Source organism: Pseudomonas sp. PF05, assembly GCF_056521845.1.
The window spans coordinates 130,890-146,349 of sequence record NZ_JBWLPW010000001.1; the positions used below are offsets into that span (position 1 = coordinate 130,890).

The following is a 15,460-nucleotide window of genomic DNA, read 5'->3' on the forward strand; positions in this document are numbered from 1 at the left end:
AGTCACATCAGCAACTGCACAACGCGTTATCCAGCACCTCGCGCAGCGCCGATGGGTGATCGATCACCACATCCGCGCCCCAGTGCCTGGGGTTGTCGTCCGGGTGGATGTAGCCGTAGGTCACTGCGCAGGTCTTGGTGCCGGCGCTGCGACCGGACTCGATGTCCCGCAGGTCATCACCCACGAACAGCACGCTGGCCGGGTCCAGGTCGAGCAGCTTGCACGCCAGGGTCAGCGGTTCCGGGTCTGGCTTGCTGTTTGTCACGTGGTCAGGGCAGATCAGCACTTTCGAGCGTTCGGCCAGGCCCAGTTGCTGCATGATCGGTTCGGCGAAGCGCACCGGCTTGTTGGTGACCACGCCCCAGATCAGGTTGGCCGCTTCGATATCGGCCAGCACCTGGGCCATACCGTCGAACAAGTGGCTGTGGACCGCGCACCCCTTGAGGTAGCGGTCGAGGAACTCCTGGCGCAGTTCCTCGAACCCCGGTGATTCCGGGTCCATGGAAAAGGTCACCGCGACCATCGCCCGGGCGCCGCCGGAAATCTCGTCGCGAATGTGTTGCGTGTTCATCGGTGGCAAGCCACGGTCGGCGCGCATGGCCTGGCAGATGGCGATGAAATCTGGCGCGGTGTCGAGCAGCGTGCCGTCCATGTCGAAGAGAACCGCTTTGAGACGCATCGACTTACTCCTCGCGCAGGGTCTGGATCATGTAGTTGACGTCAACGTCGGCGGCCAGCTTGTAGTGCTTGGTCAGCGGGTTGTAGGTCAGGCCAATGATGTCCTTGACGGTCAGCCCGGCCGCACGGCTCCAGGCGCCCAGTTCGGAGGGGCGGATGAATTTCTTGAAGTCGTGAGTGCCGCGAGGCAGCAGCTTCATGATGTATTCGGCGCCGACAATGGCGAACAGGTAGGCCTTGGGGTTGCGGTTGATGGTGGAGAAAAACACCTGGCCGCCCGGCTTGACCATGCGAAAGCACGCGCGGATGACCGATGAGGGGTCTGGCACGTGCTCGAGCATTTCCAGGCAGGTGACCACGTCGAATTGGCCGGGCATTTCTTCGGCCAGGGCTTCGGCGGTGATCTGCCGGTATTCGACGCTGACACCCGACTCCAGTTGATGCAGTTGTGCAACCGCCAGCGGCGCTTCGCCCATGTCGATGCCCATCACCGTCGCGCCGCGCTGGGCCATGGCTTCGCTGAGGATGCCGCCGCCACAACCGACGTCGAGCACCTTCTTGCCTGCGAGGTTGACCCGTTCGTCAATCCAGTTGACCCGCAGCGGGTTGATGTCGTGCAGCGGTTTGAATTCGCTTTCACGGTCCCACCAGCGATGGGCCAGGGCTTCGAATTTGGCGATTTCGGCGTGGTCGACGTTGCTCATGTGCAGATCCTCGAAAAGCTTGAAAAATCAGGTGCCCCGAGCCGTGGCTCAAGGGGCGTGGTTATTCGTCGTGGCCGCTGATGCGGCGACCCCAGGCCTGGGCCGTGGCGATCAGTCTGGATTCGTCCATGCGGGTCAGTCGGCCATCTTCCAATAGCGGCTTGCCGCCCACCCACAGGTGTTTTACGCAATCGCGGCCGGTGGCATAAATCAACTGCGACACCGGGTCATAGATCGGCTGCTGGGCCAGGCCCGACAGATCGAAGGCCACCAGGTCGGCGGCCTTGCCCACTTCCAGCGAGCCGACAGTGGCTTCGATGCCCAGCGCCCGGGCGCCATTGAGCGTGGCCATGCGTAGAGCCCGATGGGCATCCAGGGCCGTGGCCGAGCCGGCGACGGCCTTGGCCAACAGGGCAGCGGTGCGGGTTTCGCCGAGCAAATCCAGGTCATTGTTGCTCGCCGCACCGTCGGTGCCGAGGGCAACATTGACGCCGGCCTGCCACAGGCGTTCCACCGGGCAGAAACCGCTGGCCAGCTTCAGGTTCGATTCGGGGCAGTGGATCACGCTGCAATTGCTTTCTACCAGCAAGGCCTGGTCTTCGTCGCTGATTTGAGTCATGTGCACGGCCTGAAAGCGTGGCCCCAGCAGGCCAAGTCGTCCCAGGCGCGCCAGCGGTCGCTCCGCGGTGTTATCCACAGCCTGCTGCACTTCGAAGGCGGTTTCGTGAACATGCATATGAATGGCCGCGTCCAGTTCCTCGGCGATCACGCGGATTTTCTCCAGGTTCTCATCGCTCAGCGTGTAGGGCGCATGCGGGCCGAATGCAACTTTGAGCCGGGGGTGGTGCTTGAGGTCGCCAAACAACTCGATGCCCTGACGAATGGCTTCGTCGGCGCTGGCGGCACCGGGGACCGGGAAGTCGAGGATCGGAATCGCGATTTGCGCACGAATACCGCTGTCGTGGACACACTCGCTGGCGATCTTGGGATAGAAATACATGTCGCAGAAGCAGGTGATGCCGCCCTTGATCTGCTCGGCGATTGCCAGGTCGGTGCCATCGCGAACGAAATCTTCATCGACCCATTTGGCTTCCGCCGGCCAGATATGCTGTTGGAGCCAGGTCATCAAGGACAAGTCGTCGGCCAAGCCGCGGAGCAGGGTCATGGCTGCGTGGCCATGGGCATTGATCAGGCCGGGGCTGAGCAACATGCCGGGCAGCTCTCGGACCTGGGCGGCGTCACACTTGAGGGCTTCTGCCCGTGGGCCGATGAACACGATGCAGCCGTCGCGAATGCCCAGGCCGTGATCCTTGAGCACTACACCGGCGGGTTCGACAGGCACCAACCAGGTCGGCAGCAATAATAAGTCGAGCGCAACGGCAGGCTTGGGCATCGTGGAGCGGTTCCATGGGGTATAAAGGATGGCGAAGTATACCCGAGCGTCTTCGCGGAGGGATCGCTATAATCGGCGGCTTTTGTTCATGAGTGCGGGGTGAAGGATGCGCGATCGACTATTGGCTGCGGAGAAGGTGAAGGCCATCGATTGGCGTGATGGCGTCCTGTACCTGTTGGACCAGCGTAGCTTGCCGTTCGAGGAAAGCTGGATCGCTTGCACCCGTGCCGCCGATGTGGCCGAGGCCATTGGCTCGAGGGCGGTGCGCGGCGCGCCGGTCATCGGCATCAGTGCGGCGTATGGCGTGGTGCTGGCAGCGCGGGCCAGGATGGCCGAGGGCGGTGACTGGCAAGTGGCGCTGGAGGCCGATTTTGCCTTGCTGACCCAGGCCCGGCCAACGGCGGCGAACCTCTTCTGGGCGCTGGATCGGATGCGCGACCGGCTAGGGCGCTTGAAAGGGCACGCCGAGCCGCTGGCGGTGCTTGAGGCCGAAGCCATCGCGATCCACGAGAGTGACCGCGAAGCCAACCTGACCATGGCCCAGCTCGGTGTCGACCTGATCCGCAAGCACCAGGGCAATGCCCAGGCCATCCTCACCCACGGCAACACCGGCGCCTTGGCGACCGGCGGCTTCGGCACGGCCTTGGGGGTGATCCGTGGCGCGTATATCGAAGGCATGGTGGAGCGCGTCTATGCCGACGAAACCCGTCCATGGCTGCAAGGCTCACGCCTGACGGCGTGGGAGTTGGCCCGCGAGGGTATCCCGGTGACCCTCAACGCCGATTCCGCCGCTGCCCACATCATGAAAACCAAGGGTGTGACTTGGGTGATCGTTGGTGCCGACTGCATCACCGCTAATGGCGACGTGGCGAACAAGATCGGCACCTATCAACTGGCGGTCTGTGCCATGCACCATGGCGTGCGTTTCATGGTAGTGGCGCCGAGTTCGATCATCGACATGAGCTTGGCCTGTGGTGATGACATTCCGGTCGAGGAGGGCGACGGGCGTGAACTGCTGGAAATCGGTGGCAAGAGGCTTGGCGCGCAGGTGGACGCCTTCAACCCGAGGTTCGATGTCACCCCGGCGGATTTGATCGACGTCATCGTTACGGAGAAGGGCATCATCGAACGCCCGGACACCGCCAAGCTGGCGCAGTTGATGTGTCGCAAGCGGTTGCACTGAAGTTTGGAATGTCTGATCCATCGCCTTCGCGAGCAAGCCCGATCCCACAGTGGAATGTGTTGTGGCCGATATCTCTGGCACACAAAAAATCCCCTGTGGGAGCGGGCTTGCTCGCGTAAAGGCCCTTAGGGGCAAAAAAACCCTTGCATTTGCACCCTGATTCTCCATCCAAAGCGCTTCTAAGCCCCTCTGATCCCATATCAGCCTGTCACCGGTCAACTAACTACGCACCATGCGCATCTGGGGGATAGGTGCGTGGCGGCTCTTGTGATAACATCCGGCGGTTTCCAAGGCTGCCTCGCGAGGTGGCCTTTACTGCGCAGATCCATGGCATAACTCGTTGATTTGTCGTAAGTCGCTGCACGGCATTTGTTCTGCAGCGGCGAGCTTCGTTCGTCCCATCTGGATGTGACGAGGTTTCACCAGAAAAAGGAATCAGGCTTCTCATGGGCGAACTGGCCAAAGAAATCCTCCCGGTCAATATCGAAGACGAGCTGAAACAGTCCTACCTCGACTACGCAATGAGCGTGATCGTCGGGCGGGCGCTGCCGGATGCGCGCGATGGCTTGAAGCCCGTGCACCGGCGCGTACTGTTCGCGATGAGCGAGCTGGGCAACGACTTCAACAAGCCGTACAAGAAATCTGCCCGTGTCGTCGGCGACGTGATCGGTAAGTATCACCCCCACGGCGACACTGCCGTGTACGACACCATCGTTCGTATGGCCCAGCCATTCTCCTTGCGCTACCTGCTGGTAGACGGCCAGGGCAACTTCGGTTCCGTGGACGGCGACAACGCCGCGGCCATGCGATACACCGAAGTGCGCATGACCAAGCTGGCCCACGAACTGCTGGCCGACCTGCACAAGGAAACCGTGGACTGGGTGCCGAACTACGACGGCACCGAAATGATCCCGGCGGTCATGCCGACCCGTATCCCGAACCTGCTCGTCAACGGCTCCAGCGGTATTGCCGTAGGCATGGCGACCAACATCCCGCCGCACAACCTCGGTGAAGTCATCGACGGTTGCCTGGCCCTCATCGACAATCCCGAGCTGACCGTCGATGAGCTGATGCAGTACATCCCGGGCCCTGACTTCCCGACCGCCGCGATCATCAACGGTCGCGCCGGCATCATCGAGGCCTACCGCACCGGTCGTGGCCGCATTTACATGCGCGCCCGCTCCACCGTCGAAGACATCGACAAGGTCGGTGGCCGCCAGCAGATCGTCATCACCGAACTGCCGTACCAGCTGAACAAGGCTCGCCTGATCGAGAAGATCGCCGAGCTGGTGAAAGAGAAGAAGCTCGAAGGCATCACCGAGCTGCGTGACGAGTCCGACAAGGACGGCATGCGCGTCGTGATCGAGCTGCGTCGTGGCGAAGTGCCTGAGGTGATCCTCAACAACCTCTACGCCCAGACCCAACTGCAAAGCGTGTTCGGCATCAACATCGTTGCGCTGATCGACGGCCGTCCGCGGATCCTGAACCTCAAGGACCTGCTGGAAGCCTTCGTGCGTCACCGTCGCGAAGTGGTTACCCGCCGTACCGTGTTCGAGCTGCGCAAGGCTCGCGAACGTGGTCACATTCTCGAAGGCCAGGCTGTTGCCCTGTCGAACATCGACCCGGTGATTGCCTTGATCAAGGCCTCGCCAACGCCGTCGGAAGCCAAGGAAGCGCTGGTCAGCACCCCTTGGGAGTCCTCTGCGGTGGTGGCCATGGTCGAGCGCGCTGGCGCCGATTCGTGCCGCCCGGAGAACCTCGATCCGCAATACGGCCTGCGCGAAGGCAAGTACTTCCTGTCCCCGGAACAGGCGCAAGCCATCCTGGAACTGCGCCTGCACCGCCTGACCGGCCTGGAGCACGAGAAGCTGCTGGCCGAGTACCAGGAAATCCTCAACCAGATCGGCGAGCTGATTCGCATCCTCAACAGCGCCACGCGCCTGATGGAAGTGATCCGCGAAGAACTGGAAGTGATCCGCGCCGAATATGGCGATGTGCGCCGCACCGAGATCCTCGATGCGCGCCTGGACCTGACCCTGGGTGACATGATCCCGGAAGAAGAGCGCGTGGTGACCATTTCCCACGGCGGCTACGCCAAGACCCAGCCGCTGGCCGCCTACCAGGCCCAGCGTCGCGGCGGCAAAGGCAAGTCGGCGACCGGCGTCAAGGACGAGGACTACATCGCTCACCTGCTGGTCGCCAACAGCCACACCACGCTGCTGCTGTTCTCCAGCAAAGGCAAGGTGTACTGGCTCAAGACCTACGAAATCCCGGAAGCATCCCGTGCTGCCCGTGGTCGTCCGCTGGTCAACCTGTTGCCGCTCGATAGCGATGAATACATCACTACCATGCTGCCGGTGGAGCAATACACGGAAGGTCACTACATCTTCATGGCCACCGCCAAAGGCACCGTGAAGAAGACTCCGCTGGAATCCTTCAGCCGCCAGCGCAGCGTCGGCCTGATCGCCCTGGAGCTGGACGAAGGCGACGTGCTGATTTCCGCCGCCATCACCGACGGCGAGCGTGAGGTCATGCTGTTCTCCGACGGTGGCAAGGTCACTCGCTTCAAGGAATCCGACGTGCGTGCCATGGGCCGTACCGCCCGCGGTGTGCGCGGCATGCGCCTGCCCGAAGGCCAGAAGCTGATTTCCATGCTGATCCCCGAAGAAGGCAGCCAGATCCTCACCGCTTCGGCCCGTGGTTATGGCAAGCGCACGGCCATCAGCGAGTTCCCTGAGTACAAGCGTGGCGGCCAGGGCGTGATCGCCATGGTCAGCAACGACCGTAACGGTCGTCTGGTTGGCGCTGTCCAGGTGCTCGATGGCGAGGAGATCATGTTGATTTCCGACCAGGGTACCCTGGTGCGTACGCGAGTCGCCGAAGTGTCGAGCCTGGGCCGTAACACCCAGGGCGTGACGCTGATCAAGCTGGCCAGTGATGAAACGCTGGTAGGGCTTGAGCGAGTCCAGGAGCCATCGGAAGTCGAAGGCGAGGAACTGGAAGGCGAGGAAGGTGAGAACGGCGTGGCGTTCGACGGCACCCTGGGTGCCGATGTCGACGACGTGACCGGCGACCAATCGCTCGACGCCGCCGCAGACGAAGAAGAACCGCAGGACTAAGCGGACACGCAGGGGGCGGATGAAGATTCGCCCCCTTGTTGTTTGTTCCGGTTGAAATTTCGTATCAAATTGCAGCTTTGTGAGAACAAGGCTTGTGTGGGAGCAAGGCTTGTGGGAGCAAGGCTTGCCCGCGATGGCGGTAGACCAGTCAACATCAATGTTGGATGACAGTCTGCTATCGCGGGCAAGCCTTGCTCCCACACCTTTGCTCTCTCGCCCTAGGTCCACAATGCGCACCACCTGATACCGTATTAATTGCGTGAACCACCAGATCAGAGCGAGATTGGATGTGAGCAAGAGAGCCTATAACTTCTGTGCCGGCCCGGCGGCGCTTCCTGAGGCGGTCCTGAAGCGTGCCCAGGGTGAACTTCTCGACTGGCACGGCAAGGGCCTGTCGGTCATGGAAATGAGCCATCGCAGCGATGAGTTCGTGTCCATTGCCACCAAGGCCGAGCAGGACCTGCGTGATCTGCTGAACATCCCGTCCAACTACAAGGTGCTGTTCCTGCAGGGCGGCGCCAGCCAGCAGTTCGCCCAGGTTCCGCTGAACCTGCTGCCCGAAAGTGGCAAGGCCGACTACATCGACACCGGTATATGGTCGCAGAAGGCCATTGAAGAAGCTTCGCGCTACGGTCACGTCAACGTGGCTGCCACCGCCAAGCCCTACGACTATTTCGCGATCCCTGGCCAGAACGAATGGAAGCTGTCCAAGGACGCGGCCTACGTTCACTACGCGCCGAACGAAACCATCGGTGGCCTGGAATTCAACTGGATCCCGGAAACCGGTGACGTTCCATTGGTGGCCGACATGTCCTCGGACATTCTCTCGCGCCCTGTGGATATCTCCCGTTTCGGCATGATCTACGCCGGTGCCCAGAAAAACATCGGCCCTAGCGGCATCCTGGTCAGCATCATTCGTGAAGACCTGCTGGGGCGTGCCCGTTCCCTGTGCCCGACCATGCTCAACTACAAGGTCGCGGCCGACAACGGCTCGATGTACAACACCCCGCCGACCCTGGCCTGGTACCTCTCCGGCCTGGTGTTCGAATGGCTGAAGGAGCAGGGCGGTGTCGAAGCCATCGGTAAGCTCAACGAAGTGAAGCAGCGCACGCTGTATGACTTCATCGACGCCAGCGGCCTCTATAGCAACCCGATCAACAAGACCGATCGCTCGTGGATGAACGTGCCGTTCCGCCTGGCCGACGACCGTCTGGACAAACCGTTCCTGGCCGGTGCCGACGAGCGTGGCCTGTTGAACCTCAAGGGCCACCGTTCGGTCGGTGGCATGCGCGCCTCCATCTACAATGCCGTCGACATCACCGCCGTCAATGCGTTGATCGCCTACATGGCAGAGTTCGAGAAGGAACATGGCTGATGTCTGAGCAAGAACTCAAGGCGCTGCGCCTGCGCATCGATGCCCTGGACGAAAAAGTCCTGGAGCTGATCAGCGAGCGCGCGCGCTGCGCCCAGGAAGTCGCCCGGGTGAAGATGGCCTCCCTGGCCGAAGGCGAAGTGCCGGTGTTCTATCGTCCTGAGCGTGAAGCTCAGGTGCTCAAGCGTGTCATGGAGCGCAACAAGGGGCCGCTGGGTAACGAAGAGATGGCGCGGTTGTTCCGCGAAATCATGTCGTCGTGCCTGGCGCTCGAGCAGCCGCTGAAAGTCGCCTACCTGGGCCCGGAGGGCACCTTCACCCAGGCTGCAGCCATGAAGCACTTCGGTCACGCCGTGATCAGCAAGCCGATGGCGGCCATCGACGAAGTCTTCCGTGAAGTGGCGGCCGGCGCGGTGAATTTCGGCGTGGTGCCGGTGGAGAACTCCACCGAAGGCGCGGTCAACCACACGCTGGACAGCTTCCTGGAACATGACATGGTGATCTGCGGCGAAGTCGAGCTGCGTATCCACCATCACCTGCTGGTCGGCGAGAACACCAAGACCGACAGCATCAGCCGGATCTACTCCCACGCCCAGTCGTTGGCCCAGTGCCGCAAGTGGCTGGACGCCCATTACCCGAACGTCGAGCGCGTAGCGGTATCGAGCAACGCCGAAGCGGCCAAGCGGGTCAAGGGTGAATGGAACTCGGCGGCGATTGCCGGCGACATGGCAGCCGGCCTGTACGGGCTGACGCGCCTGGCCGAGAAAATCGAGGATCGCCCGGACAACTCCACGCGGTTCCTGATGATCGGTAGCCAGGAAGTACCGCCGACCGGCGACGACAAAACCTCGATCATCGTTTCCATGAGCAACAAGCCCGGCGCGCTCCATGAACTGCTGGTGCCGTTCCACGACAACGGTATCGACCTGACGCGGATCGAGACCCGTCCGTCGCGCAGCGGTAAATGGACCTACGTGTTCTTCATCGATTTCGTCGGCCACCACCGCGATCCGCTGGTAAAAGGTGTGCTGGAGAAAATCAGTCAGGAAGCAGTGGCACTCAAGGTGCTGGGTTCCTACCCCAAGGCAGTTCTTTAAGGGCGGATAGCAAATGAGTGGCAACTTCCTCGCTCTGGCTCAGCCAGGCGTGCAACAACTCTCGCCTTACGTTCCGGGCAAACCTGTGGACGAACTGGCCCGCGAGCTGGACCTGGATCCGGCCAGCATCGTCAAGTTGGCGAGCAACGAAAACCCGTTGGGCGCGAGCCCCAAGGCACTGGCGGCGATCCGTGACGAACTGGCCGAGCTGACCCGTTACCCCGATGGCAATGGGTTCGCTTTGAAAAGCCTGCTGGCCGAGCGCTGTGGTGTCGAGCTGGACCAAGTCACGCTGGGCAATGGCTCCAACGACATTCTCGAGCTGGTGGCGCGCGCCTACCTGGCACCAGGTCTCAACGCCGTGTTCAGCGAGCACGCGTTTGCGGTCTACCCGATCGCGACCCAGGCCGTGGGTGCCGATGCCCATGTGGTTCCGGCCAAGGACTGGGGGCACGATCTGCCGGCCATGCTGGCCGCCATCGACGCCAACACGCGGGTGGTCTTCATTGCCAACCCGAACAACCCGACCGGCACCTGGTTCGATGCCCAGGCCCTGGACGACTTCCTGCAAGACGTGCCCGCGCACGTGCTCGTGGTGCTGGACGAGGCCTACATCGAATACGCCGAAGGCAGCGATTTGCCCGATGGCCTGGATTTCCTTGCGGCCTACCCGAACTTGCTGGTTTCGCGCACGTTCTCTAAGGCCTATGGCCTGGCTTCGCTGCGGGTCGGCTACGGCCTGTCTACCGCCGTGGTGGCCGATGTGCTGAACCGCGTGCGCCAGCCGTTCAACGTCAACAGCTTCGCCCTGGCCGCCGCCTGCGCCGCCTTGCAGGATGAGGCTTACCTGGCCGAAAGCCGCCGCCTGAACGCGGCCGGCATGCAGCAGTTGGAAGCGGGGTTCCGTGAGCTGGGCTTGAGCTGGATTCCATCCAAAGGCAACTTCATCTGCGTCGACCTGGGGCGTGTCGCCGCACCGGTGTACCAGGGGCTGTTGCGCGAAGGTGTAATCGTACGTCCGGTGGCCAACTACGGCATGCCGAATCACTTGCGCATCACCATCGGCCTGCCCGCGGAAAACAGCCGTTTCCTTGAGGCGTTGAGCAAGGTTCTGGCTCGTGGTTGATGTCACTTCGCTGCAACGTGCTGCCCCTATGATCGGTCGCCTGGTGGTGGTCGGCCTGGGGTTGATTGGCGGTTCGTTTGCCAAGGGCTTGCGCGAAAGCGGCCTGTGCCGCGAGGTGGTCGGTGTCGACCTGGATCCGCAGTCGCGCAAGCTGGCCGTGGAGTTGGGGGTGGTCGATCGCTGCGAGGATGACTTGGCGATCGCTTGCCAGGGCGCGGACGTGATCCAATTGGCGGTGCCGATCCTGGCCATGGAAAAACTGCTGGCGCGTCTGGCCACCATGAACCTGGGGCAAGCGATCCTGACCGACGTCGGCAGCGCCAAGGGCAATGTCGTGCGTGCGGCCACTGAGGCCTTCGGCGGGATGCCGGCGCGCTTCGTGCCCGGCCATCCGATTGCCGGTTCCGAGCAGAGCGGGGTGGAAGCCTCCAACGCCGAGCTGTTTCGTCGCCACAAAGTAATCCTCACGCCGCTGGACCAGACGGATCCAGCCGCGCTGGCGGTGGTGGACCGTTTGTGGCGCGAGCTGGGCGCCGATGTCGAGCATATGCAGGTCGAGCGTCACGATGAAGTGTTGGCGGCCACCAGCCACTTGCCGCACCTGTTGGCGTTCGGCCTGGTGGATTCGTTGGCCAAACGCAATGAAAATCTTGAGATCTTCCGTTACGCTGCCGGCGGTTTCCGCGATTTCACGAGAATCGCTGGAAGCGACCCGGTCATGTGGCACGACATCTTCCTCGCCAACCGCGAAGCTGTCTTGCGCACACTCGATACATTTCGCAGCGACCTCGACGCCTTGCGCGACGCGGTCGATGCTGGGGACGGGCACCAATTGCTGGGCGTTTTCACACGCGCCAGGGTGGCCCGCGAGCATTTCAGTAAAATCCTGGCCCGTCGGGCCTATGTGGACGCTATGAACTCCAACGATCTGATTTTCCTGGCACAACCTGGTGGCTCCCTGAATGGGCGTATTCGTGTACCGGGCGATAAATCGATTTCCCACCGTTCGATCATGCTCGGCTCCCTGGCCGAAGGCGTGACCGAGGTGGAAGGTTTCCTCGAGGGCGAAGACGCCCTGGCGACGCTGCAAGCGTTTCGCGACATGGGGGTGGTCATCGAAGGCCCGCACCACGGTCGCGTGACCATCCATGGTGTTGGCCTGCACGGCCTCAAGCCGGCCCCGGGGCCAATCTACCTGGGGAACTCCGGGACCTCGATGCGCCTGTTGTCCGGCCTGCTGGCCGCGCAGGACTTCGACAGCACCCTGACCGGTGACGCTTCGTTGTCCAAGCGCCCGATGAATCGCGTCGCCAACCCGTTGCGGGAAATGGGCGCGGTCATCGAGACGGCCGCCGACGGTCGCCCGCCGATGATCATCCGCGGTGGCAACAAGCTCAAAGGCCTGACCTACACCATGCCAATGGCCAGCGCCCAGGTTAAATCCTGTCTGCTGCTGGCGGGTCTATACGCCGAGGGCAAGACCACCGTCACCGAACCGGCCCCGACCCGCGACCATACCGAGCGCATGCTGCGCGGCTTCGGCTACCCGGTCACGGTCGATGGCGCCACGGCGTCCGTCGAGTCTGGCGGTAAGCTGACCGCTACCCACATCGAAGTGCCGGGCGACATCTCGTCGTCGGCATTCTTCCTGGTGGCCGCCTCGATCGCCGAGGGCTCCGACCTGGTGCTCGAGCACGTCGGCATCAACCCGACCCGTACCGGCGTGATCGACATCCTGCGCCTGATGGGCGCCGACATCACCTTGGAAAACCAGCGTGAAGTCGGCGGCGAACCTGTGGCGGACCTGCGCGTACGAGCAGCTAAACTCAAAGGTATCGAGATTCCGGAAGCGCTGGTTCCGCTGGCCATCGACGAGTTCCCGGTGCTGTTCGTGGCGGCCGCCTGTGCAGAAGGGCGCACCGTATTGACTGGCGCCGAAGAGCTGCGGGTCAAGGAATCGGATCGCATCCAGGTGATGGCTGATGGCTTGCTTGCCCTGGGCGTCAAGTGCCAGCCAACGCCGGACGGCATCATCATCGACGGCGGCCAGATCGGCGGCGGCGAAGTTCATGGTCACGGTGACCACCGTATCGCCATGGCTTTCAGTGTTGCGTCTTTGTGCGCCAGCGCGCCGATTCGCATCCATGATTGCGCCAACGTCGCGACGTCGTTCCCGAACTTCCTGGCGCTGTGCGCACAGGTCGGTATCCGAGTAGCGCAAGAGGCACAGTCGTGAACATCAAGGCACCGGTCATCACCATCGATGGCCCAAGCGGTTCGGGCAAGGGCACCGTCGCCGGGATCCTGGCCAGGCAGCTGGGCTGGAACCTGCTCGATTCGGGTGCCTTGTACCGTTTGCTGGCCTTCGCCGCCGCCAACCACGGCGTCGACCTGACCAACGAAGAACTGCTCAAGGCGCTGGCCGCTCATCTGGACGTGCAATTCATTGCGGCGACCGACGGTCAGCTCCAGCGCATCATTCTGGAAGGTGACGAAGTCAGCAACGTCATCCGTACCGAAAGCGTGGGTGCCGGGGCCTCCCAGGTCGCCGCGCTGCCCGCGGTGCGCGAAGCCCTGCTGCAACGCCAGCGCGCATTCCAGGAGCCGCCGGGGTTGGTGGCGGACGGTCGCGACATGGGCACGGTGGTTTTCCCCGATGCGCCGCTGAAGATCTTCCTCACCGCCAGTGCGGAGGAGAGGGCGCGTCGCCGATATTTGCAGTTGAAGGGCAAAGGCGAAGATGTTAGCCTGTCGAGTCTGCTAGATGAGATCCGTGCACGCGATGAGCGTGACACCCAGCGCGCAGTAGCCCCGCTCAAGCCGGCGGCCGACGCGATACAGCTGGATTCCACGGAGTTGTCCATCGATCAGGTGCTGCAACGCATCATGAGCGAGATCGCCATTCGCGATATCGCCGGGTGACCAGGAAGCTTCGCAGGGGACCAGTCATAGTCCTGCGATGCTTCTTTTATATGAAACTAACCCACATCGTCTGGGATGTGGAGGCGGGCGTATTCTTCGCCCTAATCAACAGGAATTAAAATGAGCGAAAGCTTTGCGGAACTCTTTGAAGAAAGCCTGAAAACCCTGAACCTTCAGGCAGGCTCCATCATCACCGGTGTTATCGTTGATATCGATTACCAAGCTCGCTGGGTAACCGTTCACGCTGGTCTGAAGTCTGAAGCACTCATCCCGCTTGAGCAGTTCTACAACGACGCTGGCGAACTGAACATCAACGTCGGTGACGAAGTTCACGTTGCGCTGGACTCGGTTGAAGATGGCTTTGGTGAAACCAAGCTGTCCCGTGAAAAAGCCAAGCGCGCTGAATGCTGGATCGTTCTGGAAGCGGCTTTCGCAGCTGAGGAAGTGGTCAAGGGCGTTATCAACGGTAAGGTTAAAGGCGGCTTCACTGTCGACGTTAACGGCATCCGTGCGTTCCTGCCAGGTTCCCTGGTTGACGTCCGTCCAGTGCGCGACACCACGCACCTGGAAGGCAAAGAGCTGGAATTCAAGGTCATCAAGCTGGACCAGAAGCGCAACAACGTTGTCGTTTCCCGTCGCAGTGTCCTGGAAGCCGAGAACTCCGCCGAGCGTGAAGCTCTGCTGGAATCGCTGCAGGAAGGCCAGCAGGTCAAGGGTATCGTCAAGAACCTCACCGATTACGGCGCATTCGTCGATCTGGGTGGCGTCGATGGCCTGCTGCACATCACCGACATGGCCTGGAAGCGTATCAAGCATCCTTCGGAAATCGTCAACGTTGGCGACGAGATCGATGTCAAGGTTCTGAAGTACGATCGCGAGCGCAATCGTGTTTCCCTGGGCCTCAAGCAACTGGGTGAAGATCCATGGGTCGCTATCAAAGCCCGTTACCCAGAAAGCACCCGCGTCACCGCTCGTGTTACCAACCTCACCGACTACGGCTGCTTCGCTGAGCTGGAAGAAGGCGTTGAAGGCCTGGTACACGTTTCCGAAATGGACTGGACCAACAAGAACATCCACCCTTCGAAAGTCGTACAAGTCGGCGACGAAGTGGAAGTCATGGTTCTGGACATCGACGAAGAGCGTCGTCGTATCTCCCTCGGCATCAAGCAGTGCAAGTCCAACCCATGGGAAGACTTCTCTGGCCAGTTCAACAAGGGCGATAAAATCTCCGGCACCATCAAGTCGATCACCGATTTCGGTATCTTCATTGGTCTGGACGGCGGCATCGACGGCCTGGTTCACCTGTCCGACATCTCCTGGAACGAAGTGGGCGAAGAAGCCGTACGCCGTTTCAAGAAGGGCGACGAACTGGACACCGTTATCCTGTCGGTTGACCCAGAGCGCGAGCGCATCTCCCTGGGCATCAAGCAACTGGAAAGCGATCCGTTCTCCGAGTACGTTCAAGAGAACGACAAAGGCGCAATCGTTAAGGGCATCGTGAAAGAAGTTGACGCCAAAGGCGCCATCATCACCCTGGCCGACGATATCGAAGCGACTCTGAAAGCCTCCGAAATCAGCCGTGACCGCGTTGAAGACGCGCGCAACGTTCTGAAAGAAGGCGAAGAAGTAGAAGCCAAGATCATCAGCGTTGACCGCAAGAGCCGCGTAATCCAGCTCTCCATCAAGTCGAAAGACGATGCTGAAGAGAAAGAAGCAATCCAGAGCCTGCGCGACAAGCCAGCCGCTGACATTGCTGCTGGTCCTACCACTCTGGGCGACCTGCTGCGTGCACAAATGGAAAAACAGAACTGAGTTCTGTCAGGCCATAAAAAAGGGCGACTTCGGTCGCCCTTTTTTGTGGCTGCG

11 protein-coding genes are annotated in these 15,460 nt (G+C 61.5%); 8 read left to right on the forward strand and 3 right to left on the reverse strand.

Features of this window, described 5'->3' with window-relative positions; all coding sequences use genetic code 11:
* Positions 1–7: 7 nt before the first annotated feature.
* The 3 genes from mupP to AC09SL_RS00610 all read right to left on the reverse strand — a co-directional run bounded on the left by mupP (position 8) and on the right by AC09SL_RS00610 (position 2,775).
* Positions 8–679, reverse strand: a complete 672-nt coding sequence (gene mupP, locus AC09SL_RS00600; RefSeq protein ID WP_058543221.1) for an N-acetylmuramic acid 6-phosphate phosphatase MupP — start codon at positions 677–679, stop codon at positions 8–10.
* Between the two features lie 4 nt (positions 680–683).
* Entirely contained in the window at positions 684–1,382 is a 699-nt protein-coding gene (gene ubiG / locus AC09SL_RS00605) for a bifunctional 2-polyprenyl-6-hydroxyphenol methylase/3-demethylubiquinol 3-O-methyltransferase UbiG (protein WP_003199224.1), read from the reverse strand.
* A 61-nt stretch (positions 1,383–1,443) separates the two neighbouring features.
* Entirely contained in the window at positions 1,444–2,775 is a 1,332-nt protein-coding gene (locus tag AC09SL_RS00610; RefSeq protein ID WP_058543222.1) for a TRZ/ATZ family hydrolase, read from the reverse strand.
* Between the two features lie 106 nt (positions 2,776–2,881).
* Here AC09SL_RS00610 and mtnA point away from each other — a divergent pair, with 106 nt between their 5' ends.
* The 8 genes from mtnA (at position 2,882) to rpsA (ending at position 15,406) form a co-directional block, all read left to right on the forward strand.
* On the forward strand, positions 2,882–3,958 hold the full coding sequence (mtnA, locus tag AC09SL_RS00615; protein ID WP_058543223.1) for an S-methyl-5-thioribose-1-phosphate isomerase: 1,077 nt from the start codon (positions 2,882–2,884) through the stop codon (positions 3,956–3,958).
* Positions 3,959–4,404: 446 nt separating this feature from the next.
* Positions 4,405–7,077, forward strand: coding sequence for a DNA gyrase subunit A (gene gyrA / locus AC09SL_RS00620; RefSeq protein ID WP_058543224.1), 2,673 nt, complete (start codon positions 4,405–4,407; stop codon positions 7,075–7,077).
* Positions 7,078–7,366: 289 nt separating this feature from the next.
* A complete protein-coding gene (serC, locus tag AC09SL_RS00625; protein WP_058543225.1) occupies positions 7,367–8,452 on the forward strand; it encodes a 3-phosphoserine/phosphohydroxythreonine transaminase in 1,086 nt (361 codons plus the stop codon).
* The gene (gene pheA / locus AC09SL_RS00630) at positions 8,452–9,546 is read left to right on the forward strand and encodes a prephenate dehydratase (protein ID WP_003199233.1); all 1,095 of its coding nucleotides are present in this window, start codon (positions 8,452–8,454) and stop codon (positions 9,544–9,546) included. Before serC ends, pheA begins: the two co-directional genes overlap by 1 nt.
* Positions 9,547–9,559: 13 nt before the next feature.
* On the forward strand, positions 9,560–10,672 hold the full coding sequence (gene hisC, locus AC09SL_RS00635; RefSeq protein ID WP_058543226.1) for a histidinol-phosphate transaminase: 1,113 nt from the start codon (positions 9,560–9,562) through the stop codon (positions 10,670–10,672).
* 28 nt (positions 10,673–10,700) lie between these two features.
* Positions 10,701–12,908, forward strand: a complete 2,208-nt coding sequence (locus AC09SL_RS00640; RefSeq protein WP_058543227.1) for a bifunctional prephenate dehydrogenase/3-phosphoshikimate 1-carboxyvinyltransferase — start codon at positions 10,701–10,703, stop codon at positions 12,906–12,908.
* Positions 12,905–13,594 (forward strand): (d)CMP kinase, encoded by a 690-nt coding sequence (gene cmk, locus AC09SL_RS00645; RefSeq protein WP_058543228.1) that lies wholly within the window; start codon positions 12,905–12,907, stop codon positions 13,592–13,594. Before AC09SL_RS00640 ends, cmk begins: the two co-directional genes overlap by 4 nt.
* Before the next feature lie 120 nt (positions 13,595–13,714).
* The gene (gene rpsA / locus AC09SL_RS00650; protein ID WP_058543229.1) at positions 13,715–15,406 is read left to right on the forward strand and encodes a 30S ribosomal protein S1; all 1,692 of its coding nucleotides are present in this window, start codon (positions 13,715–13,717) and stop codon (positions 15,404–15,406) included.
* Positions 15,407–15,460: the final 54 nt, after the last annotated feature.

Bases quoted from the DNA above. Each gene is read 5' to 3' on its own strand.
- hisC (WP_058543226.1), top strand. From the start codon at position 9,560: ATGAGTGGCAACTTCCTCGCTCTGGCTCAGCCAGGCGTGCAACAACTC.
- AC09SL_RS00610 (WP_058543222.1), bottom strand. From the start codon at position 2,775: ATGCCCAAGCCTGCCGTTGCGCTCGACTTATTATTGCTGCCGACCTGG.
- rpsA (WP_058543229.1), top strand. From the start codon at position 13,715: ATGAGCGAAAGCTTTGCGGAACTCTTTGAAGAAAGCCTGAAAACCCTG.
- AC09SL_RS00640 (WP_058543227.1), top strand. From the start codon at position 10,701: ATGATCGGTCGCCTGGTGGTGGTCGGCCTGGGGTTGATTGGCGGTTCG.
- ubiG (WP_003199224.1), bottom strand. From the start codon at position 1,382: ATGAGCAACGTCGACCACGCCGAAATCGCCAAATTCGAAGCCCTGGCC.
- mupP (WP_058543221.1), bottom strand. From the start codon at position 679: ATGCGTCTCAAAGCGGTTCTCTTCGACATGGACGGCACGCTGCTCGAC.
- mtnA (WP_058543223.1), top strand. From the start codon at position 2,882: ATGCGCGATCGACTATTGGCTGCGGAGAAGGTGAAGGCCATCGATTGG.
- gyrA (WP_058543224.1), top strand. From the start codon at position 4,405: ATGGGCGAACTGGCCAAAGAAATCCTCCCGGTCAATATCGAAGACGAG.
- pheA (WP_003199233.1), top strand. From the start codon at position 8,452: ATGTCTGAGCAAGAACTCAAGGCGCTGCGCCTGCGCATCGATGCCCTG.